General features: G+C 68.0%; 16 protein-coding genes, 1 tRNA gene and 1 other RNA gene. 8 read left to right on the plus strand and 10 right to left on the minus strand.

Annotation, left to right across the window (positions count from 1 at the left end):
• Nucleotides 1–34: 34 nt before the first annotated feature.
• From ACFY12_RS23830 to ACFY12_RS23840, 3 genes are all read right to left on the minus strand, one after another.
• The gene (locus tag ACFY12_RS23830; RefSeq protein ID WP_390717906.1) at nt 35–469 is read right to left on the minus strand and encodes a hypothetical protein; all 435 of its coding nucleotides are present in this window, start codon (nt 467–469) and stop codon (nt 35–37) included.
• Between the two features lie 52 nt (nt 470–521).
• On the minus strand, nt 522–1,766 hold the full coding sequence (locus ACFY12_RS23835; protein WP_390717907.1) for a hypothetical protein: 1,245 nt from the start codon (nt 1,764–1,766) through the stop codon (nt 522–524).
• Nucleotides 1,767–2,014: 248 nt separating this feature from the next.
• Entirely contained in the window at nt 2,015–3,550 is a 1,536-nt protein-coding gene (locus ACFY12_RS23840) for a DnaB-like helicase N-terminal domain-containing protein (RefSeq protein WP_390717908.1), read from the minus strand.
• A 274-nt stretch (nt 3,551–3,824) separates the two neighbouring features.
• Here ACFY12_RS23840 and ACFY12_RS23845 point away from each other — a divergent pair, with 274 nt between their 5' ends.
• The 3 genes from ACFY12_RS23845 to ACFY12_RS23855 all read left to right on the plus strand — a co-directional run bounded on the left by ACFY12_RS23845 (nt 3,825) and on the right by ACFY12_RS23855 (nt 6,629).
• Nucleotides 3,825–4,376, plus strand: coding sequence for a helix-turn-helix transcriptional regulator (locus tag ACFY12_RS23845; RefSeq protein ID WP_390717909.1), 552 nt, complete (start codon nt 3,825–3,827; stop codon nt 4,374–4,376).
• Nucleotides 4,377–4,525: 149 nt separating this feature from the next.
• The gene (locus ACFY12_RS23850; protein ID WP_390717910.1) at nt 4,526–4,846 is read left to right on the plus strand and encodes a helix-turn-helix domain-containing protein; all 321 of its coding nucleotides are present in this window, start codon (nt 4,526–4,528) and stop codon (nt 4,844–4,846) included.
• Nucleotides 4,847–4,856: 10 nt separating this feature from the next.
• Nucleotides 4,857–6,629: a tyrosine-type recombinase/integrase gene (locus ACFY12_RS23855; protein ID WP_390717911.1), complete on the plus strand. Its 1,773-nt coding sequence runs from the start codon at nt 4,857–4,859 to the stop codon at nt 6,627–6,629.
• Nucleotides 6,630–6,710: 81 nt separating this feature from the next.
• On the opposite strand, the gene ACFY12_RS23860 is transcribed toward ACFY12_RS23855, so the two are convergent.
• The 4 genes from ACFY12_RS23860 to ACFY12_RS23875 all read right to left on the minus strand — a co-directional run bounded on the left by ACFY12_RS23860 (nt 6,711) and on the right by ACFY12_RS23875 (nt 13,043).
• A complete protein-coding gene (locus tag ACFY12_RS23860; protein WP_390717912.1) occupies nt 6,711–9,785 on the minus strand; it encodes a type I restriction endonuclease subunit R in 3,075 nt (1,024 codons plus the stop codon).
• A gap of 3 nt (nt 9,786–9,788) precedes the next feature.
• The gene (locus tag ACFY12_RS23865; protein ID WP_390717913.1) at nt 9,789–10,919 is read right to left on the minus strand and encodes a restriction endonuclease subunit S; all 1,131 of its coding nucleotides are present in this window, start codon (nt 10,917–10,919) and stop codon (nt 9,789–9,791) included.
• Between the two features lie 88 nt (nt 10,920–11,007).
• The gene (locus ACFY12_RS23870; RefSeq protein WP_390717914.1) at nt 11,008–12,579 is read right to left on the minus strand and encodes an N-6 DNA methylase; all 1,572 of its coding nucleotides are present in this window, start codon (nt 12,577–12,579) and stop codon (nt 11,008–11,010) included.
• A 379-nt stretch (nt 12,580–12,958) separates the two neighbouring features.
• Nucleotides 12,959–13,043: transfer RNA gene (locus tag ACFY12_RS23875), tRNA-Ser, on the minus strand.
• Nucleotides 13,044–13,207: 164 nt separating this feature from the next.
• Here ACFY12_RS23875 and ffs point away from each other — a divergent pair.
• The 5 genes from ffs (at nt 13,208) to ACFY12_RS23900 (ending at nt 17,824) form a co-directional block, all read left to right on the plus strand.
• Nucleotides 13,208–13,306, plus strand: an RNA gene (gene ffs, locus ACFY12_RS23880) — signal recognition particle sRNA small type.
• A gap of 68 nt (nt 13,307–13,374) precedes the next feature.
• Nucleotides 13,375–15,921, plus strand: a complete 2,547-nt coding sequence (locus ACFY12_RS23885) for a DNA polymerase III subunit gamma and tau (RefSeq protein WP_390717915.1) — start codon at nt 13,375–13,377, stop codon at nt 15,919–15,921.
• Nucleotides 15,922–16,152: 231 nt separating this feature from the next.
• Nucleotides 16,153–16,503: a YbaB/EbfC family nucleoid-associated protein gene (locus ACFY12_RS23890; RefSeq protein ID WP_093484352.1), complete on the plus strand. Its 351-nt coding sequence runs from the start codon at nt 16,153–16,155 to the stop codon at nt 16,501–16,503.
• Between the two features lie 51 nt (nt 16,504–16,554).
• A complete protein-coding gene (gene recR, locus ACFY12_RS23895; protein ID WP_066931316.1) occupies nt 16,555–17,154 on the plus strand; it encodes a recombination mediator RecR in 600 nt (199 codons plus the stop codon).
• Nucleotides 17,147–17,824: a DUF5063 domain-containing protein gene (locus ACFY12_RS23900; RefSeq protein WP_390717916.1), complete on the plus strand. Its 678-nt coding sequence runs from the start codon at nt 17,147–17,149 to the stop codon at nt 17,822–17,824. The genes recR and ACFY12_RS23900 overlap by 8 nt, the downstream gene beginning before the upstream one ends.
• Nucleotides 17,825–17,924: 100 nt before the next feature.
• Here the strand turns inward: ACFY12_RS23900 and ACFY12_RS23905 are convergent, their stop codons facing one another.
• The 3 genes from ACFY12_RS23905 to ACFY12_RS23915 all read right to left on the minus strand — a co-directional run bounded on the left by ACFY12_RS23905 (nt 17,925) and on the right by ACFY12_RS23915 (nt 21,224).
• On the minus strand, nt 17,925–19,985 hold the full coding sequence (locus ACFY12_RS23905) for an AIPR family protein (RefSeq protein WP_390717917.1): 2,061 nt from the start codon (nt 19,983–19,985) through the stop codon (nt 17,925–17,927).
• A gap of 40 nt (nt 19,986–20,025) precedes the next feature.
• Nucleotides 20,026–20,676: a hypothetical protein gene (locus ACFY12_RS23910; protein WP_390717918.1), complete on the minus strand. Its 651-nt coding sequence runs from the start codon at nt 20,674–20,676 to the stop codon at nt 20,026–20,028.
• 89 nt (nt 20,677–20,765) lie between these two features.
• A complete protein-coding gene (locus ACFY12_RS23915) occupies nt 20,766–21,224 on the minus strand; it encodes a hypothetical protein (RefSeq protein WP_390717919.1) in 459 nt (152 codons plus the stop codon).
• Between the last annotated feature and the right edge of the window lie 67 nt (nt 21,225–21,291).

Below are 21,291 nucleotides of genomic sequence, written 5' to 3' on the forward strand. Positions count from 1 at the left end.
TGTCCTTGTGTCGGGGTTACAGGGGTCGGTGGGTTCAGGCTGAGCGCGGTTGCGTGTGGAGCTTGGTGAACTGCTCGGCGGCGAGGTCGAGCAGATCCACCAGACGCCGCTCAGGGAGGCGGGCGGCGGTGGTCAGGACGTCGTCGATGCGCGGATCGAGCGTGCTGACGGCATCCAGCCCGGCGGCGCGGGCGACAGCCAGGCGCAACTCGGCCTTGAGCCAGGCCCAGTGCTCGGCGGCGGGCGCCGGGATCCCGTCACCGACCGCGCCCCTGAGACGGCTCAGGTAGTCGCCGCCGGCGGACAGGATCTCGGGCAGGGGGATCTCGTCGCAGGCCATCCATCGGCCCTGTTCCAGCAGGGTGAGGATGGCGCAACGCAGCATGCTCATCTCGTCGCGCTCCGGAGCGGTGCAGATCGGGCAGGCGTCGTAGTTGCAGGTCCAGGCGGACACGGTCGAACGGGGCATGGCAGACGGGCCTTTCAGCGATGGGTAGTTGGAGGTTGCGGGAGGGCAGCGTTCAGTGGGGGTGGCCTGCACGGGCTGAGTCCTGGCGCTCGGCCTTGACCGCGTTGACGACGCTCTGGGCAAGGTCGGTACCGACGTGGTGGCCGTCGGCACGAACGACTGCCTTGAGGGAGTCACGCGAGAGGCGCCCCGTCTCGCGGTAGATGCGCTCCGCGTACGCGCTGAGAGCATCCCGCGGCAGGTCGGGCTTGCGACCCGGGCGCCTCGGCTCCGGCTTCTCGCCCGGATCGGCATCCGTGTCTGTGCCCGTATTCGCCACCGCGCCTGCCTCAGTATCGGATTGAGGGCAGACGACGGATTCTGGGCGATCCGACTGGTGTACGCCTTCATTGCCCGGATTCGGCATAGCCTCCGGGCACTCGGGCTTTGCCCGCTTCGCCACGGCAATGCGGGACTGGCCGACTCGGGCACCGGGCGTCTCCCACCGTTCGGGCAGCGGGAGCGAGGCCAGTTGGGTGGCCTGTTGGCGGGTGCCGAGTTTGCGCAGCAGCAGCTCGTCCTGGAGGGGGTCGCTGTCGACACCGGCCCGCTCCAGAGCGTTGTGCAGGCACCGAGTCGCGCGCTGGCCTTGCCGTCCGGTCCGCTTCTTCTCGGTCATTGCCTCGATGCGGAGGATCAGCGTGACGGCGCGGCTCAGGGCACGCTCGCGGATGAGCTGTGCGGCATCGGCGTCATCGTCGGCGATGCCGAGGTGGGCCAGAAGCCGCTCGCGGGCCTGGCGCGCGAGGACCGCGGTGAGGCTGCGGGAGGTGGCCCGGGGCGTGCGGTGGCGCAGTTCGATGCCCATGGCCAAGTGCCAGAGCATGGCAGCCATGACCGGACCGATCAGGGCACGGACCGTGCCGCCGACGGGACCCGACTCGGCATAGGCGGGAATGATCTGCACCCCGGTGATGACCCAGACCAGGATGCCTGGCAGGCCCGGTTCCCTCTTGTCGCTGTGGAGGTTCTGCCGAGCCATGAGCGCGGTGGCGAACAGGGCCAGCTCGGCGGTCGCGAACATCGCGGCGCGCTCGATCGTGCTGCCCATGTCCAAGTAGTCGGCCGCGAACCGCCAGCCGGTGTCGGCGCTGTAGGCGGTACAGCCGACCGCGGCCAGGGCGGCGACCGGTACGGCCGAGGTTCGGCGCTTCCCCTGACCGTCGTGGCGGCGTCGGCTTCGCGGGATCAGCCATCCGCCGAGCAGCCCGACGGGCACGAGCAGCAGCGCAGCCAGAGCAGGGGAGATGGGGGACATGCGGGTGGTCTCCAGGAGGTGAGGCAGAGGGGAGGGGCGGCGTTCACGGCGGGGGCGTACACGCGAGCCCCCCTCTAAGGGGGGTCTCGCGCGTGAACGCCTGGGCGCGTGTACGGCGTGCACGGTCGCGTGACCGTCTGACCAGGGGATTCGTCATGGCCGTGAACGCTCCGGCCGCTATTCGGGCCGTGTACGCGCAGGGGGGTGCGTGTACGGGTGCGTGTACGGTCCTGGCCCTGGCGCAGGGGTCAGGACACGACGCCGATGTGGCGTGCGGAGGCGTGGTAGCGCGTCTGCTGACCGCCGCCGTTGCCGCCTGCGGCGCCTTCGGCCTTGGTGGCTAGTCCGGCCCTGACGAGCCGTTCCAGGTGGCGCCGTGCCTTCTCGATGTCGGCGCGGCCCGGCTCCGGCTCACCGGCGAGCACCTCGGCCATTTCGCGTACGGTCAGTCCGCCGCTCGCTGCACGCAGGAGCGTGACCGGATCGAGCGTGGGGTCGACGGTGCTGGTGCCGTGCTCGTGGTCGTGGATGACCTGGAGCGGGCCGATCTCGCCGGTCGCGAGCTTGAGGTGGTGGATGGTGACGGCCAGGTCGCCGGGTTTGCCGTTGATGAACAGCACGCTGCCGGTGCCGGAGGTCAGCCAGGTGGAGCCGTAGACCTGGTCCAGGGCAGGGCGTTGGGCCTTGGGGCTGTCGGCGCCGGATTTGCGCTGGTGGTGGAGCTCCAGGACCTCGACGCCGTTTTGGAGGGCGCGTCCGCGGGCGTTGTTGTACGCAACCGCGAGGGCGTCGTCGACCATGGTGCTGACGGCGTCTTTGAGGCTGTCGATCACCAGAGTGTCGGCTTGGTGAGCGGCGGCGAGGTCGGCGAGGAGGTCGGGCTCCTTGTCGAGCGTGGCGGGCAGCGGGCCCTGCCAGACGGCGAGCCGGTCGCGTAGCGCGGCCTCGTGCTCGTCGCTGACTCCGCGGGCGAGGGCCCGGGCGATCTGGGTGGGCCGGTCGATGGCCAGGTACAGCACCCGCTTGCCCGGGACGACCGGCATACCGAGGACCGAGTCCTTGAGGCCGATGCGGGCGAGGATGACCTGGTGGGCGAGGGTTGTCTTGCCGACCCCGGGTGGGCCGACGATCATCAGGCTCTCGCCGGAGGCCCAGGCGGTCTGCTCCCGGGTGCCCCAGATCGGCTGGGTGTCGGCGGCCTTGGTGACGAAGTCCCAGCCGTTGGTCAGGTAACGGGACAGTCGCCCGGTGCCGGAAGCGAGGGCGCGTTCGCGCTCGGTGCGCAGGTCGGCCTCGGCAGCGCTGCGTATCTCGTCCGGATCGGCCCCCGGCTCCCCGGTGCGCTGGTACTGGCGCACCGCGTTCTCGCGCAGGCGTCGCAGGTCCGCTTTGCGCCGGACGATGCTGGCGTAATAGGCGGCGCTGCCGGTCGTGGTCGCGGCGCCGACGAGCTGGTGCAGGTAGGTGGCACCACCGATCCGGCTGAGTTCCCCGGTTCCGGCGAGGTACTCGGTCAGCGCGATCGGATCTGTGGGCGCGTCATCGGCGTGCAGCGCGAGGAGAGCGCGCCACACCGTCTCGTGTGCGGGCCGGTAGAAGTCGGCACCATCCAGCACACCGCGCACCTCGTCCACCGCGTCGCGGTGGAACATGCACGCGCCCAGGACGGCACGCTCGGCATCCACGGCGTGCGGAGGCTCACCACCGAGACCGGCGTACCCGCCGGCCTCGGTGGTGCCGTGACCGGATGGATTCTTTTGTCGCGGGGCCCTACTCTGGGCCATGGAGCTCCTTACCCGGCAGGCCATATGAGGCGGCAACCTCGGTCGGCCGGTTGGATCGTTCAGGGATGGGCGGTCATGTCGAGGACTTCGCTTTGGCCCCTGGTGTTCGCAGCACCGGGGGCTTTCTGCGTCTTGGCGTCCGCCTCCGTTCGGAGGTGGACGACCACCATACCCAAGAATTTCGGCAATGCAATGAGTTGCATTTCGCTCTGCAATCCGGTTCACTCTTGACCCTGGCCACAGCGCTCCCTGCTGTCGCCGAAGGGAGGTGTGAGTGAGCAGCGAGGAAGGTGCGTCGCGCGCCGGCCCTGGCCGCCCGGAGCCGGAGGACAACGTTGCTGCGCGCATCAAGCTGGAGCGCGAAGCCCGTGGCTGGAGCACCGTCACCCTCGCCGAGAAGATGGCCGAGATCGGGCATCCGATCAATCAGTCAGCCATCTGGCGCATCGAGAGCGGAAAGCCGCGACGCCGGGTCAACCTCGACGAGGCGCTCGGCTTCTGCGAGGTGTTCGAGATCTCCATGTCGGACCTCACCGGGCCTCCGCTCAAGATCAGTGTGGCTGCCCGGCAGCTCATCCGCCTCTTCACGGAGAGGTCGAAGGAGTACCTCGCCCAGAAGGACGCGCTGGACCGGTTGTACCAGGAGGTACGCGAAGCCCGACTGGCGCTATTCGCCTACACGGACGACCACCCAGAGCAGAGTGACGAGATCGAGGAGCTGCTTCGGGCCCACCAAGCCGCAGAGGACGAAGCCTGGGCCAAGCGCACCCACCCCGCCTTTTCCGAGCTCAGAAAGCAGGGCAAGCTGCCCCCTCCGCTGACCTGAATCCCCGTTACGGCCGTCCTCGGTGCTGCGAACGCCGAGGAATGCCCCGACGGTGCAGAACCCAACACCGCCCATCCCTGACATCACCACCGGCCTGGTCAACGGGGGTTGCCGCCCCCGCGACCGCGTGCGCCGGGGAGGAGTTCCTCTTGCCGCAGTTCCCCCTGCCCGTTTCCCAGATCGCCCACGCCCTCGGCGTCCCCGAGGACGCCCTCTGCGCGCTCATAGCGCAGAGCGGCGACTCCGCAGGCGATCCCACCCTGGTCGGCCTCACCGTCGCCGAGGCCGCCCGCCGCATCGGCATCGGCCGCACGAAGCTGTATGAGTACATCGCCACTGGAGAGATCGCCTCGGTGAAGATCGGCAGCCTGCGCCGCATCCCTGCCGAAGCGGTCAGCGAGTTCCTCGCGAGGCGCATGCAAGCCGGAGACCGGCGCCCGAAGGCCGCCGACTTCGACACCGCGGCCTGAGGGGGCGTACATGGCACAGCCCCGAAAGCCCCAGACGTCCCGCCAGCCGAACGGCGCCTCCTCCATCTACCTCGGCAAGGACGGCCGCTGGCACGGCCGCGTCACCGTCGGGGTCAAGGACGACGGCACCCCGGACCGCCGCCACGTCAGCCGCAAGACCCGCGCCGAGGTCACCAAGGTCGTACGCGACTTGGAGAAGCAGCGCGACTCCACCGGTGTCCGTAAGGCCGGGCAGACCTGGACAGTCAAGACCTGGCTGACCCACTGGGTGGAGAGCATCGCAGCACCCAACGTCGGCGAGAACACCATCGACGGCTACCGCGTGGCGGTCTATCACCACCTCATACCCGGTCTGGGCGCCCACCGTCTGGAGAAGCTGGAGCCCGAACACCTGGAGCGCTTCTACCAGAAGATGCAGGCCAACGGCAGCGCCGCCGGAACGGCTCACCAGGCTCACCGCACGGTCAATACGGCGCTCAACGAGGCCGTACGTCGCCGCCACCTCAGCATCAACCCGGCCTCTATCGCCAAGGCCCCCAAGGTCGAAGAGGAGGAGGTCGAGCCGTACTCGGTCGAGGAGGTCCAGCGCCTCCTCATCGAAGCGGGCAAGCACCGCAACACCGCCCGCTGGGTCATCGCCCTCGCGCTCGGCCTGCGCCAGGGCGAGGTCCTTGGCCTCAGGTGGGAGGACGTCGACTTCGAGGCGGGCGTGCTCCTCGTACGCCGAAACCGCCTGCGGCCCCGCTACAAGCACGGCTGCGGCGACAAGTGCGGACGCAAGCCCGGCTACTGCCCGCAGAAGATCAACACCCGGCGCGAGACAAAGGACACCAAGACCCGCGCCGGCAAGCGCACGATCGGCATTCCCGAGCAGCTGCTGACGCTGCTGCGCCGGCACAAGGAGGCGCAGGCGCGCGAGCGAGCCCTGGCCCGTGACCTGTGGGTAGAGAAGGGGTACGTGTTCACCTCGCCGACCGGTGAGCCGCTCAACCCCAACACCGATCACCACAGGTGGAAGGGCCTGCTCAAGGCGGCCGGTGTCCGCGAGGGCCGCCTCCACGACGCCCGCCACACCGCCGCCACCGTGCTGCTGATCCTCGGCGTCCCCGAAGCCGTGGTCGACCGCATCATGGGCTGGGAGCCCGGCAAGTCCGCCCGCATGCGACGCCGCTACCAGCACCTCACCGGCCAGGTGCTCCAGCAGACCGCCGCCAAGGTCGGCGCCCTGATCTGGGGAACGACGCCCTCGGAGCGCCCATCAGCCACTGGAGGCCCCGTGCCCGGCCCGAGCCCTGCACCGGCGGACCCGACGGTGTACGTCGCCCGACTCGGCGAACGCTGCATCCCATTCCTGCACCGCGAACACGCGGACACGGTGGCCTCACAGTGGGGCGCCGACCACCCCAACAACTCGGCAGAGGTGGAGGAATGGGACCGGAAGAAGTGGGAGGACAAGGGCCCAGGCGGCGCGCGCGCCATTCGCGACGAGGAGCCCGACCGCCGGACCGTCCACCACGCCCACGCCGTGTTCCTGCCCGGAGGCGCTCGACTCAACATCGGTCGCGACGCCCAATGGTCTGTGGTGGCCTGGGAGTTCGAGACCGACCTCTACACGGACCTGCCGGTGCGCTGGCACACCACCCGTCGTCCCGGCCAGGAGGTCGAAGCACAAGTCTGCGGCACGGACCGAGACGCCGTCGCAGCTGCCTTCGAAGAAGCTCGTGCGCAGGCTGTGGACCGGGCGAGGAACCCGGAAAGGTACGGGGACGTCGACAGCTGCTGACGCACTGGCAGCAGCGTCCCAGGAGGCAGTGCTCAGCGACGAGGCCCGGCACATATAGGCTGCCGGGCCTCTGCGTATCCGTCAGTCAACGAGGTAGTGGGCCTCGATGTAGGCAACAGTGGAGTTGTACGGCTCGCCCACCGGCTTCAACACGTACCGGCGGAAGACCGCGGCGGTGGCGCGGCGGACGCCTCGGTTACGGGCGTCGGCGTTGTCCCACGACTTGGCAAGGGTTTGCTTGACGACCTTGTCGATCTCCTCCGCCAAGTTCCGCTCCGTGATGGTCAGGCCGGCCGGAGCGTGGTCACGGATGATGCGGGAGAGGACTCCTATGTGGTCGTCGTCCAGGACGACGACGGCCTCGTCAGGGTGCTTCTCGGCGTCCACGATGGCGCGGGCGACACGAAGAGCTTCGGACAGGAAGTCCAGAGAGTCCTGAGCGTTCTGGATGATCCGGTCCCGCAGCTGCTTAATGCGCTCAGCGAGGGCGGTGTACTTTGCGGAGCCCGGTTCAACGCCCCTGTCGAGCGCGGCCTTGATGTTGTCCAAGATCTCCTTCGCCGACGGAGGCTTCTTGCTCTCGTCATCCTTGCCGGGCTTGGGACGGACGAGAGCCAGCAGCTCCTTGAGGATGGTGATGCCCTGAGCATCCAGGACGAGCGCTTCCTCCCGAGCGGCGACCACGGAGAAGGAATGGACGTGGGCATTGATGATCTCCAGGACCATCGGCCCGAGTTCCGCCAGCCGTTCCTTCCGCTCTTCGTCGGAAGACTTCTTGAACAGGGTCGTGTAAACGGATCCGAACAGCGCGAAGCCGTCCCGGTACTTAGCGACGCGCTTATCGGTGCTGATCAGGGGGAACAGGCGCGCCAGGAGCCGGTAGTCCTTGCTGAACTGCTCGGCGGCATCGGGGCTGCCGTCCAGGAAGGCGTTGATGGCCCGTACGGACTCGTATCCGTGGACCGTAAAGTCTACGCCGTCCACGTCGACGAAGAGGTCTTCGATACGGGCGAAGGTGGTGCGGAACTCGGCGACCAGTTCGGTCAGGTCGGTGATGAACCCGCCGCCCTTACCGGTCACCTGCGAGGTGGGGTCGACCACGGCCCGCTGAACCTCTTCGGCCAGGCCGATGTAGTCCACGACCACGCCATCGGTCTTCACGAACCCGGTCGGGGACACCCAGGTGCGGTTGGGGCGGGTGATCGTCTGGAACAGGTTGTGTGCCTTCAGAGGCTTGTCCAGGTAGAGGACGCCCTCGTTGGGGGCGTCGAAGCCCGTCATCAGCTTCGCGGTCACCACGAGGAAGCACAGCGGGTGGTCCGGCGTGAGGAAACGCCGCTTCTGCTCCTCCTCATCCGTCTCCGAGAGGAAGTATGGCTTCATCTCTGGCTCTTCGTCTTTGGACTCTGAGACGGAGATGTTCACCTCAGCGGTGATCCGCTCATGCTTCCCGACCTCCGCGAGCACCTGCGATGCCTCGTAGCCGGCGAGCAATTCGTTGATCTTGTCCGTGTAGGCGACGGCCAGTTCGCGGTTGTAAGCGACGACTTGGGCCTTGAGCCCGTTGCGGTAGGCGCCGGAAAGGTAATGGTCCACGATGTGCTGGCAGACCGTGTCGATCCGCTCCTGGTTCGCGAACACCGAGGTGAGGCGTCCGAACTTGCGGGACAGGGCCTCACGGTCGGGATCGTCGAGGTCGAAGTCATCGGCGAACTGGTCGAATTCGGCCTGCAGCGCCTTGTCGTTCATCTCGAAGGAGATCGGGTGCGGGTCCAGCATGACCGGGACGGTTGCCTCGTCCCTCAGAGACCGGGTAACGGAGTACCGGTGCATCACCCTGTTCGGGTCGGTCTCCTCGCCGAAGAGGGCGAAGGTGTCGGTGGCCAAGTTCTTGATGGGTGTGCCGGTCATGCCGAAGAACTTCGCCTTCGGCAAGGCTGCGCGCATCTGTCCCGCGAGGGACTGGGACTTGGCGGACTGGGTGCGGTGCGCCTCGTCGACCAGCACGATGACGTTGTCCCGGGTCGACAGGTCCTTGCCGGCGTCCTTGAACTTGTGCACGGTCGTGGAGATGACGCCGCGCGTATCGTCGGCCAGCAGGGAACGCAATTCCCTGCTGGTGGCGGGCTGGTGGAAGTAGGCATCCCCCATGGCGGAGGTGTACACCCCGGAAGTCTGCCGAACGAGCTGGGTCCGGTCCGACAGCAGGATGATCGTGGGTGATTCGGTGCGCATGTCAGCCAGCAGTAGGGAGGCGGCGAACACCATCAGCAGGGTCTTCCCGGAGCCCTGGTGGTGCCAGACCAGGCCCTTCGAGCCGCCTTCCAGAACCCGCTCGTGAATCAGGTGCGCGGCTTCCATCTGCGGGTAGCGGGGCAGGTACTTCACGTCTGCGCCGCCCCCAGAGGTGTCGAAGAGGGCGAAGTTGGCGAGCATGTCCAGGATCGTGGCCGGATTGAGCAGCAGCTCCACTGAGCGCTTTACGTCGGCCTGCCCAGACAGGTCTTCGGCGTCGTCGGTAGACCGGAACGGCTGCCACTTGTTCAGGGGAGCGCCAGCGGCACCGAATCGCAGCTTCAGTCCGTCGGAGGCGACGGAGAAGACATTGGGGGTGAAGAACCACGGGTACTCCGTGGCGTACACGTCGTTGATCTCGCGGGCGGCATCAGCCCAACCGGACTTCGAGGTCGGTGACTTCACCTCGACCACGACGAGCGGCAGGCCGTTGACCCAGTACACGAGGTCGAACCGGCGGGAGGTCTTGCCGGGGACGGTTATGGTCACCTCGTCCGACACGACCAGGGCGTTGGCAGTCGGCCTCTCGAAGTCGATGACCTTCAGCGCGTGCCACTCGCCGTTGGAGTTCCGGAACTGTTTGTGGCCGCGCAGGATTTGTAACACCTGCTCGTTGGCTCGCACCAGTCCGCCGTCGACGGCGTTGACCGTGGCTGTGATCTCCTCGACCACTGCGTCCACGTCGTACCCGTTGATCAGGCCAGGGTTGAGTCGCACGATGGCGTCCCGCAATTGGTCGGCAACCACGGTCTGTGTCGTCTCGCGCGACAGTGACCTGCCCGCGGTGTAGCCCCACCCCATGGGAAGAGACCACTGGATCATCAGGTTCTGGAACTCGCGTTCCCGAACGCCCTTAGCCATGGCTCAGACCTCCAATAGCTCGGCGGACTTGATGTCGATGGAGCGATTCAGCAGCCTCGAGAGCAGCACCCCCCGCGCCCGGCGGAGACGTTCCGCCTCGGCGCGTAGGGCGGCGACCTGTGAGTCCACCGCACCGGTCATGCGTGAGATGCGCTCCTGCTCCTCACGAGGGGGTACGGGCATGACGATCTTCTTGAGGTTCGCGGCGGAAATGCGAACCACCTTCGTAACGCTGGTGAATTGGCGCTTACGGTGCTGGAAGAGCGGAGAGGCGAAGAAGTACGACACGAACTTCGAGTCAAGGTCATGGCGGAAGATGAAGCAGTCGTCATGGACAGCCACATCGTCGTCACCCAACCAAGCAACGGCCTTGCCCACGTCTTCGACGTTCTCACTCGTCCCAGCGATCACTACATCGCCGGGCTGGGCCAAACGCATCGAGCTGCGGAAGCTCTCGGGCAGGTATGTCACTGTACGTGTAGCCGATGCCCCGAAGTCGGTGTAGATCTGGCCGTAGTGGATACATCCAAGGCCGGACTCCGCGTAGTCGCTCTTCACGAAACGGCGGCCTCGGGTGAGCGTTCCAGCTTCCGACAACGGAGCAGACACCCAACCGTCACCGCCACGGGAGAGCATCTCTCCCAGAGCAGAGTTTCGGACTCGAAGGAGGCTGTCGGCCTCCGCCTCGAGCGCCGCGACCTGCTCGTCTACCACGCCGATGACCTCGACTATCCGCTTCTGCACAGGCAGAGGCGGGATGTCCATGACGATGTTGAGAAAGTCTGCTGGCTTCACTCGCTCTCGTCTGCCACCCATTCCCTTCGAGGCACCTTGGAGTGCGTCCCACATCTTCTGCGTTGTGGTGAGAGTGCGGAAGAAGCCGGGGTCTGCGTCGGAAGCGAAGCCGAATGTAGGGAACTCCTGGGACGCGAACGACTCTGGCAGGTCTTCGGGGGTAACTGTGATCGCGCCTTCGAATGCCTTGAGTCGGCTATAAACGAGCTGGCCGGCGCCGATCCGGTTGAGCTTCTTGTATGCCGTAGAGCTTCCCGTGACGGGATCGCGGTAGAGCAGCCCTCGCCCCCTGTTCAGGACTCCCACGGTTGGATAGGTCTGGTCCGGGTCCACATCCACGACCGTGATGTTCGGAGTGAGAAACCGAGATAGAGGTGCCCGAACCCACCCCTCCTGCGGGCCAGCTACTGCGTCACTGATCGTCGGGTTACTCATCGAAGCCCTCAATCCCGGCCTCCGAGAGGATGGCCAGCATGCGCTGCTCGGTCTTCTGGCGGTTGGCTCGGGCAAGGCTGTACGCCTCGATCAGCGTGGGCAGGTCTGCCTGCTCGGCCGAGACACGCCTGATGTAGCGACTGATGTTGAGGTCGTATCCATTCGCCGCGATCTCGGACAGAGGCACGAATCGAGCGGCAAGCCCACTGTCTCTGTCCATGCCGTTCGGGGCCCCGTCTGCGTCGAAGGTCGCGTTGAAGGCGGACACGGTGTTGCGGATGTCAGCCTCAGCGAGGACGTTGCGGTTCTTGCCCTTGATGAATCGCTTGGAGGCATCGATGAACAGCACCCCGTCTGTGCGATCGTCGGTCTTGGTGCCAGCGGCACGGAACACGAGGATGCAGGTAGGGATCGTGGTGTTGTAAAAGAGGTTCGGGGGCAGCCCGATCACGGCTTCAAGCAAGTCCTTGTCGACGACTCGCTGACGGATCGCCCCCTCCTGGCCACTGCGGAAGAGGACACCGTTGGGCAGGACGACGCCGGCGCGGCCCTTCTTCGGATCCATGCTGGCGATCATGTGCTGCACGAATGCCCAGTCCGCTGACGACTGCGGGGCGACCCCTCCGATGGCGCGTGGGTCGTTGCTCCAGGGCTTCCACTTCAGGCTGTAGGGCGGGTTGGCGACGATCACGTCGAACTGTTTGACGGACCCGTCGGGCTTCTTGAAGCGCGGATCCTTCAGGGTGTCGCCAACCTCGACCTTGAACTCGGTCAGGTTGTGCATGAAGAGGTTCATGCGCGCCACGCCGGCGGTGTCCGTTACCGCCTCCTGCCCGTTCAGGCTGAGTGAGTACCCCCGCCCGCCGTGGGACTTCAGGAGGCTCGCGGCGGCAATGAGCATGCCGCCTGACCCACAGGTCGGGTCGTACACCGACTCGTTGTTCTTGGGGGTCAGCAGTTCGATGATCAGCTCGACGACCTCGCGCGGGGTGAAGAACTGCCCAGCGCGGGTGCCGGAACCGTCGGAGAAGCGCTTCAGCAGGTACTCGTACGCCCCGCCGAGCACGTCGTGGGACATGTTGCCCTCGTGCATCTTGGGGGTGCGGTCCATCGCCCGCATGACCGACGCCAGCACCTCCCCCGGCAGCACCGCTTCGGACGTCCAGGTCATGGAACCGAACAGGCGGGAGAACTTGTCAGGGTTGGCCGTCTCGATGGCTTGCAGGGAGGCGCGGACCCGCTGGCCCAGGCCGGGCCGAGTGACGGTGGCGAGGATGGACGACCAAGAGGCGCGTTGCTTCTGGACGGTCCCAGGGTGGATGAACGGGATGTCGAACGACTGGTACATGCTGTACTCGACCTCGCGCGATTCCTCAGCGGAGAGGTCGAGGTCCTCGTTCTCAGCCAGAAATTTCTGGTGCTGGTGCTCCCAGGTATCCGACAGGTACTTCCAGAACATCAGAGGGAAGACGACCGAGGAGTACTGCGCTTCGGGCATCGCTACGCGCAGCTCGTCGGCGGCGTCCCACAACCTGTTCTCGATCTCCTGCTGGGTCACTGCCATCAGTTGGGGGTGTCCTTGCTCGTGTCCGGGTGGCGATCTCAGGGCCGTGGAGCTTCCGCTGGGCATCCTATTTTGTCCCTCTGACAGTGAGGCTGTGGTCGGCCTCGCTGCTGGCCGGTTCAAGAAGCCGGCGTGGGCTGGTGCGGCCCCGCAGGTTGCCGCGGAGCCTCGTGTTGGTCACCCAGGAGGATCTTGGTCTCGATGCGGTCGACGATCACGACCCCAGTTGCCCTGATCGTTGGCAGAGAGCAGCCGGAGCCTGTCCGTGGGAGTCCACGGCTGTCCGCCCTGCACAACTGAGACCAAAACTGAGACCACACAACGACGAAGGTCCCGGCCGCTGAGCGGTCGGGACCTTCGTCTGCCCTGATGGGCGGTGCGGAGGATACGAGATTCGAACTCGTGAGGGGTTGCCCCCAACACGCTTTCCAAGCGTGCGCCCTAGGCCACTAGGCGAATCCTCCGCCGCAAACAATACAAGACGTTGGGGAGTGCTCGCGAACATGATCCGGGGGAGGGGGTTGGTCGTGATCCGGGGGAGGGGGTGGTGGGGGTGCTGGGGAGGGGCGTGGGTGGGGGTGGAGGGAGATGGGTTCGTTGGTTGGGCGGGGGATCCGCTAGTGTGGTGCGCAGCCCCTCACGTGGCGCTATCTGACTGAACTCCCCCAGGGCCGGAAGGCAGCAAGGGTAGGTCGGCTCTGGCGGGTGCGTGAGGGGCGCTTGCGTTTGCGGGCTGGTGGGCTCGTGAGCTGCGGGCGGGGCCGGTTGTCGGTGGGGGCCGATATCGTCGTATGCGTGTCGTCCCTTGCGCTGTACCGCCGCTATCGACCCGAGACCTTCGCCGAGGTCATCGGGCAAGAGCACGTGACCGATCCGCTGCAGCAGGCGTTGCGGAACAACCGGGTCAATCATGCGTATCTGTTCAGCGGCCCGCGCGGCTGCGGCAAGACGACCAGTGCGCGGATCCTGGCGCGGTGCCTGAACTGTGAGGAAGGTCCCACTCCCACTCCCTGCGGGAAGTGCCAGTCGTGTGTGGATCTGGCGAGGAACGGGCGCGGTTCGATCGATGTGATCGAGATCGACGCGGCGTCGCATGGTGGTGTGGACGACGCCCGTGAGCTGCGGGAGAAGGCGTTCTTCGGACCGGCGAGCAGCCGGTACAAGATCTACATCATCGATGAGGCGCACATGGTGACCTCGGCGGGCTTCAACGCCCTGCTGAAGGTCGTCGAGGAGCCGCCGGAGCATCTGAAGTTCATCTTCGCGACGACCGAGCCCGAGAAGGTCATCGGGACCATTCGGTCGCGGACGCATCACTATCCGTTCCGGCTGGTGCCGCCGGGGACGCTGAGGGAGTACCTGGCGGAGGTGTGCGGGCGGGAGGACATCCCTGTTGAGGAGGGTGTGCTGCCGCTGGTGGTGCGCGCGGGTGCCGGGTCCGTACGGGACTCGATGTCGGTGATGGACCAGTTGCTCGCGGGGGCGGGCGACGACGGTGTGACATATGCCATGGCGACCGCGCTGCTCGGGTACACCGACGGGTCGCTGCTGGATGCCGTGGTGGAGGCGTTCGCGGCGGGCGACGGGGCGGCGGCCTTCGAGGTCGTCGACCGGGTCATCGAGGGCGGGAACGATCCGCGGCGGTTCGTGGCCGATCTGCTGGAGCGGCTGCGGGACCTGGTGATCCTGGCCGCGGTGCCGGACGCGGCGGAGAAGGGGCTGATCGACGCACCCGCCGATGTGGTGGAGCGGATGGCCGCGCAGGCCTCCGTGTTCGGTGCGGCGGAGCTGAGCCGGGCCGCGGATGTGGTGAACGAGGGCCTGACGGAGATGCGGGGGGCTACCTCGCCCCGGTTGCAGCTGGAGCTGATCTGTGCGCGGGTCCTGCTGCCCGCGGCGTACGGGGATGAGCGGTCGGTGCAGGCGCGGCTCGACCGGCTGGAGCGTGGCGCGAGCGCGGCGCTGCTGGGCGGGGCGGGTGGCCCGGGCGGTGCAGGGGGTGACGCGCGGGCTGGTGTGGCGCCTGTGGTGACCGGTGGTGGGCCGGCGGCCGGGTACGTGCCGGGGCCGGAGGCGCATCCGCCGATGCCGGCCGCGGGGCAGTCCGGGCCGGCGGCCGCGCGTGCCGCGGTGCGGGGGACGACGGAGGTGCGGGGGGCAACGGAGGTACGGGGTACGGCGGACGTACGGGGTGCGGCGGAGGCTCCGGCGGCTTCAGGTGCTTCGGCGGCCGGTGCTGCGGTTCCGGGGGCTTCGGCGCCGGGTGCGGGCGCTCCGGGGGCTCCGGGCGCCTCCGCCCCTGCGGCTTCGGCTCCGGCGGGTGCCGCGGCGGATGAGGGCGCGGGTGCGCGGCCAGGGGCGTGGCCCGGCGGTGTCGGCCGGGGGAACGGCACCGGTGGCGGCGGAGGCGACGGTGCCGGGGCCCGGCAGCCCGGCGGCTGGCCGACGGCTGTGGCGCCGGGACAGGGCGGTCAGCGGCAGCAGGGCGGGGCGCCCGCGGCGTCCGGACCGGCGGCCGGTGCGCCCGTACAGCCGTCGGCGCAGGACGAGCCGGCGGCCGGTGGTCCCGCGCCCGTCCAGCAACAGCCGCCGCAGTCGGCGGTGGCTCCTGGGGCGGCGCAGGGCGCGGCTCAGGTGCGGCAGATGTGGCCGGAGATCCTGGAGGCGGTGAAGGCCCGCCGGCGCTTCACCTGGATCCTGCTGAGCCAGAACGCCCAGGTCTCCGGGTTCGACGGCACGACGTTGCAGATCGGCTTCCCCAATGCCGGGGCCCGCGACAGCTTCGCCAACGGCGGGAGTGAGGACGTCCTCAAGGACGTGCTCGCGGAGCGGTTCCACGTGCAGTGGCGGGTCGAGGCGATCGTCGATCCGTCGGGCGGCGCCAACCCGCCGGCCGGGGGTGCTCCCCGTAGCGGCGGGGGTGGCTTCGGCGGTGGCGGCGGTGGCGGCTTCGGTGGCGGGGCGCCCGTCGCGCCCCAGCCGTCCGTACCGCAGGCGTCGACGCAGCAGGGCGGGCCCGCGGGAGCCCCGCAGCCCGGTGGCGCGTCCGGGCAGTCCGGCCAGTACGGGCAGGGCGGCGGCGGAGCCGGTGGCGGCGGCAGCCAGGGGGCGAGGATGGCGCGGGAAGCGGTCGCGCCGTCGGGATCCGCGTCAGCGGGCGGTGGTACGCAGGGCGCTCCGGTGGCGGAGCCCTCGTACACGCCCGAGCCCCCGCCGGTGTCGATCGAGTACGACATGCCGGCCGAGGATGACCCCGATCTCGTCGACTCGGCGCTCAGCGGTCACGAGCTGATCGTCCGGGAGCTTGGCGCGACGGTGGTGGAGGAGTTCAACAATGAGTGAGCAGTGAGCAGTGAGCAGTGAGCAGTGAGCAGTGAGCAGTGAGTGACGCCCCGCGGGTGGTGCGATGCGGTGCGGTGCGGTCCCCGGTGGCAGGTGGGGATACGCGGGCGTATGGCCGGGTGTACGGCGGGCGTAAACCCTGCTCCTCCCTATGGCGTAGGGCGCGGGGGCCGCGAAACACGTAGGCTCGGGCTACCGCACCAATCGTTGTCGTACGGCAGGAGTCCCGTCGTGATCCCCGGTGGTCAGCCCAACATGCAGCAGCTGCTCCAGCAGGCCCAGAAGATGCAGCAGGACCTCGCGGCCGCCCAGCAGGAGCTGGCGGAGACGCCCGTGGAGGGCTCCGCGGGCGGCGGTCTGGTCAAGGCGACGGTGACCGGCTCCGGTGAGCTCACGGGCCTGGTCATCGACCCCAAGGCGGTCGACACCGACTCCGCGGAGGAGACGGCCGAGACGATCGCCGACCTCGTCCTGGCGGCCGTCCGGGATGCCAACGCCAGCGCCCAGCAGCTCCAGCAGCAGAAGCTCGGTCCGCTCGCCCAGGGCCTGGGCGGCGGTGGAATCCCCGGTCTCCCCTTCTGAGGAGCAGCCAACTAGCGTACGCAGCACGGCAGAAGAGAGAGAAGACGTTCCGTGTATGAAGGCGTGGTCCAGGACCTGATCGACGAGCTGGGCAGGCTGCCCGGCGTCGGTCCCAAGAGCGCGCAGCGGATCGCCTTCCACATCCTTCAGGCCGAGCCGACCGATGTCCGCCGGCTTGCGAACGCGCTGATGGAGGTCAAGGCGAAGGTCCGGTTCTGCACCGTCTGCGGCAATGTGGCGCAGGAGGAGCAGTGCCGGGTCTGCCTGGATCCCCGGCGTGATCCGGCGGTCATCTGTGTCGTGGAGGAGCCCAAGGACGTCGTGGCGATCGAGCGGACTCGCGAGTTCCGCGGCCGCTACCACGTGCTCGGTGGGGCGATCAGCCCGATCGAGGGCGTGGGCCCCGACGACCTGCGGATACGGGAACTGCTGGCCAGGCTCGCGGACGGCACCGTCACCGAGCTGATCCTGGCCACCGACCCGAATCTGGAGGGCGAGGCCACGGCCACGTATCTGGCCCGCATGATCAAACCGATGGGCCTGAGAGTGACACGACTGGCGAGCGGACTGCCGGTCGGAGGCGATCTGGAGTATGCCGATGAGGTCACGCTCGGGCGGGCCTTCGAAGGGAGGAGACTTCTCGATGTCTGACGCCACGCTGCACAACGCGACACAGGCTCCGGACGATTTCGCCGTGTCGATCTCCGACTCGATCGAGAGCTTCATCGTCGCGGTCACGGAGGTCGCCAAGGGCGACGAGCCGGACAGCGCGGTGCCCTTCCTGCTGCTGGAGGTCTCCCAGCTGCTGCTCGCGGGCGGCCGGCTGGGCGCCCACGAGGACATCGTTCCCGACGAGCGGTACGAGCCGGACACCGGCCCGGAGCCGGACGTCGACGAGCTGCGTGAGCGCTTCGCGGTCCTGCTCGACCCCGTGGACGTCTACTCGGAGGTCTTCGACCCGTACGTGCCGCGCAGCGAGCCGGTCGCCTGCCGGATCTCCGACGATCTGGCCAACATCATCGCCGATCTGCGCCACGGCCTGGCGCACTACCGGGCGGGCCGGGTCGTCGAGGCCCTGTGGTGGTGGCAGTTCTCCTACCTCTCCAACTGGGGGCCGACCGCCTCCGCCACCCTGCGCGCGCTGCAGTCGCTGGTCGCCCACGTACGCCTCGACCAGCCGCTGGCCGCGCTGGACGGCCTGGACACCGACACCGGCATCGACGGTGACGGGGACGAGGAGCGGCTCGCGGAGGAGGCCGGAAGGGTCATGGCGGCGGAGATCGCCGGGCCACTGGGGCTGCGGCCCTCCGCCCGGAAGTGAACCGGGCCTGCGAAGCGACACCCGAGAACGCCGGACACTCGCATGGCACCTGTGGGCTGGGGCACCTGCACGCGCTGGTGCCCCACGGCCCACGGCTCCGTCAGGAGTCCGCCTCGACGCGCAGCCGGTCGGCGATTTCCACCAGTGACCCTTCCTCGGGGACGAACCAGCGGCGCGTGCCCTGCACGGCCTTCGGCCCCTTCTTGTGCGCCAGCGCGAACATCTCCTGTACCAGGGCGCTCGGCGAGTACTGCTGACCGTCCCACTCCCACAGGAGCGGTCTGCTCGGATGCCTGACCCAGGTGGCGCGACCCCGGCGGGGCTCCTCCGCGACCCAATCGCTCAGCGCTGCCCGCTCCGGGCCGGTGACCGGGCGGAACTCCAGTCCGGTCCCCTCCTCGATCGCCTCCGCCTCAAGGATCACCGTGACCGCCTTGGCCTGGCGGGCACGAGACTCACGTACCGCATTACGGTATTCCAGCGCCAGCGGGGGTGCGGAGTGGCCGCCGAGCATCGCACTCAGCGCCGCCTGGGTCGCCGTCTGATAGCGGACATCGGAGCGGAAGATCGCGCTGATCTGGCTGTTGGCGCCGATCGCGTCGTCGACGGCATACATGGCCCAGCGCAGCGTGGCGTCGGTGATCTCCTGGCCTCGCTTGAGCAGCTGCTCCCATTCGGCGTCGTCGAGTGAGTGCCAGTCGCGCTGACTCTGGAAGACGAGGTGTGCGATCAGCACGGGCCCCTGTTCCGCCAGCAGTGCGGCGCGCCCTTCCCGTTCGCCCTGCGTCTCAACGAGCGCCCTCCGCACCTCGCGCACCAGCTGGACCGCCCGCCAGACCCTGCGGGCGTCCGGGGTCCGGAAGATTTGCGGATAGGTGTCGTTGTCCCACAGGCGACGACCCTTTTCGGTGTTGGCGCGGAAGGACATCCGTGCATCCTTGTGCGCGCACGCCAGCGCCACGGCCGCCTCGTTCATGTGGCATCCGTCCGCGCGCTCCGGGGGCTCCTCACCGCGCTTGATGACGTAGGTCTTGCCCAAGGTGACGTCGAAGTCGTAGCGCAGCCTCTTCTGGATCTTGTCCAGTGCCCTGAAATCCTGCTGCACCACGCTGTTCTGGGTGTTGGTGGCGATGGTGACCCGTTCGGCGAAGCCGTGGGGCGTGTCCTTCAGCGGGATGACCCGCACGCTGATACGGGCTTTGGCCAGGGCCTCGGGGGAGCGCTCATGGGCCTCGTGGAGCGAGGCGACGGTCTGCGCCCCGTTGACCACGCTGGCCCCCTGGAGCTTGAGATCGCCGCGCGGGCCGATCTCAAGCTGGTCACAGAGCACGGTGATGCCGTTGTGGAGGTACCAGAAGAGCTCGGGGTTGTGGACGACGCTGTTGACCATCTCCCCGTTGATCTTGGTCAGACCGAGCGGGTGCCGGATGTTGCGCTTGAACAGACGGTGCCGATGGTCGGCGTACCAGGTGGCGACCTGGTCCGCGGCGACGGTGCCGTGGTAGGCGATGAAGGGACCTTCATGGGGACGGAAGTCGGACATGCGGGCGCTGAGTTCGACGTTGGGCTCGTCGATACCGGCCCGGATCGTCCGGGTGAAGTCGGCCAGCAGCAGCGTCTCGAACCGCAGGAACTCCTGGTCCTCGTTGTACTCGGCCTTCAGGTCGGCACAGCGCTGCTGGATGTTCGGTGACAGACCCTGACCGCCGGCCAGCGCGAAGACGACCGTGACCTGCACCTTGGGGTTGTTGAGCGCCTCGTCGAGGTCGGCCGCCATCGCCTGGAGCCGGCTGTTGAACCGCTGGTACTCCCCCTTGACGAGGTACTTGAGGCCACTGGCGAGAACGAACCAGGCATCCTGGTCGAACGTGGCGTTTCCGGCGCCGCTCCACTTCGACTGGATGATCCACACGTGCGGAGCCTCGGCGTCGACGGCGATCGCGTCGATGCCCTCGTCGTCGAAGCCGTCGATGACGCACTCCGCCGCCTGCTTGCGCTCCCAGCCGGTCACCTCATGCACCGCGAGCGCGGCGAGCGCCCGGGTCAGGAACGTGCCCTCCTTGTCCGCGGCCACCTGGGCCGCGCGGTCCGTCAAATCGATCAGTCCCTTGAACTGATCCGTCAGCGTCGTCTTCAGATGACGTACCTGAAGGTCCCTCATATGGCGTTCAGCGCCCCCCTCGTGCGGTGCGAGTGCCGGCTCAGTCCAGCACAGTCGCGATGGCGAGGGTAATCCGCTCGATCCAGTCCACGGCGTCGGTCGCGTCGGCATCCGTGATCGGACGACGCCTTTTCAGGTGGCCCTCCTCCAGGTCCGACTCGTGGGCGATCTTGTTGCGGCGGGCGACGACTGCCGAGAATTTCTCCTTGAGCTCGTCGGCGTCGTAGTGGGTGCGGTACTGGAACCACTCGTTGATCTGAGCAGCGGCCCTGCTCCACAGGTTATCGTCGGTGACCAGCCGGTACGCCCGGGCGATCTCCTTGGGGTTGTGCAGCGGCTTGGTGGCCCACTCACTCCTTACGCGCTCCAGTACGGCATCCGTCAGCGTGACCTGCCCCGCCCGTACCTCTTCGATGACGGACAGCGGGAGCTGGTACTTCTGGAGCTGTACGGGCAGCCGGGCGCCGGGGTCGGCGGCGAGCTCGGCCACCCGCCGGAAGAGCTCCTCATGCAGCCAGTGATCCACGGCGCTGACCGCCTGGACCCACGCCGCGCGGTAGAGGTCGCCGATGTCCAGCGCGCCCGGCTGGAGTCCACGCAGGCTCTGACCTGCGGTGATCAGTTGGCGCGCGTACTCCATGTTGGTCGTGAACGACTCGAACTGGCGCGTCTGCGGTCGCGCGATCGCCATCCGGACCCTCCCCTGTCCCGTGATGCGCCCCCGTGGGCCGGATGATCAAGACTTGCGGGGGATACACGGAAGGGCAAGCGAGGGCACGGCTATGTGACCGAAAGTTGTCCTTGTCCTGAAGGCCCCTCTGTGCCGAATGGAGGGACAGGACACGCGCGCACCGTCTCGTGCAGCAGCTCTGGGTCGACGAACGGCGCGGCCGGGCTGGGCACGGAGTACCACCGCAGCGGCCAGGTGTTGCCGCCCAGCGCCGGAATGCCGATGTACGCCACGGTGCGAGGGGTGCCGAAGTGCTGGACGCCCGGCGGCCACCGTCGCTCGGCCGCCGAACCGGTCGGCAGCAGGAAGTACATCCAGCGGAAGCCGGTCACCTCGCACACGATCGGCCCGGCGGCCTCCGGCCCGGCCTTGTCGATCAGCCGTGTCGTGACCTCCTCGCCGCGCACGCCGTGAATCCGTACGGCGTCGAAGTACACGCCGGTACGGCGCAGGCAGTGGCCGGCGAGCGGCACCCACTCGGGCCCGGACGGGGGATTTTCGTTGTGCATGGCCACCACGATGCGTATCCGGACGTACCGTGCTCAGCGACGGTACGCCTACGGGCCTTATCTGTAG

Source organism: Streptomyces sp. NPDC001339 (assembly GCF_042895955.1).
In the GTDB taxonomy this organism is placed as follows: Bacteria; Actinomycetota; Actinomycetes; order Streptomycetales; family Streptomycetaceae; genus Streptomyces.

Coding starts and splice junctions, on each gene's coding strand:
- ACFY12_RS23830 (WP_390717906.1), bottom strand. CDS start 469: ATGCCCCGTTCGACCGTGTCCGCCTGGACCTGCAACTACGACGCCTGC.
- ACFY12_RS23835 (WP_390717907.1), bottom strand. CDS start 1,766: ATGTCCCCCATCTCCCCTGCTCTGGCTGCGCTGCTGCTCGTGCCCGTC.
- ACFY12_RS23840 (WP_390717908.1), bottom strand. CDS start 3,550: ATGGCCCAGAGTAGGGCCCCGCGACAAAAGAATCCATCCGGTCACGGC.
- ACFY12_RS23855 (WP_390717911.1), top strand. CDS start 4,857: ATGGCACAGCCCCGAAAGCCCCAGACGTCCCGCCAGCCGAACGGCGCC.
- ACFY12_RS23860 (WP_390717912.1), bottom strand. CDS start 9,785: ATGGCTAAGGGCGTTCGGGAACGCGAGTTCCAGAACCTGATGATCCAG.
- ACFY12_RS23870 (WP_390717914.1), bottom strand. CDS start 12,579: ATGGCAGTGACCCAGCAGGAGATCGAGAACAGGTTGTGGGACGCCGCC.
- ACFY12_RS23900 (WP_390717916.1), top strand. CDS start 17,147: ATGTCTGACGCCACGCTGCACAACGCGACACAGGCTCCGGACGATTTC.
- ACFY12_RS23905 (WP_390717917.1), bottom strand. CDS start 19,985: ATGAGGGACCTTCAGGTACGTCATCTGAAGACGACGCTGACGGATCAG.
- ACFY12_RS23910 (WP_390717918.1), bottom strand. CDS start 20,676: ATGGCGATCGCGCGACCGCAGACGCGCCAGTTCGAGTCGTTCACGACC.
- ACFY12_RS23915 (WP_390717919.1), bottom strand. CDS start 21,224: ATGCACAACGAAAATCCCCCGTCCGGGCCCGAGTGGGTGCCGCTCGCC.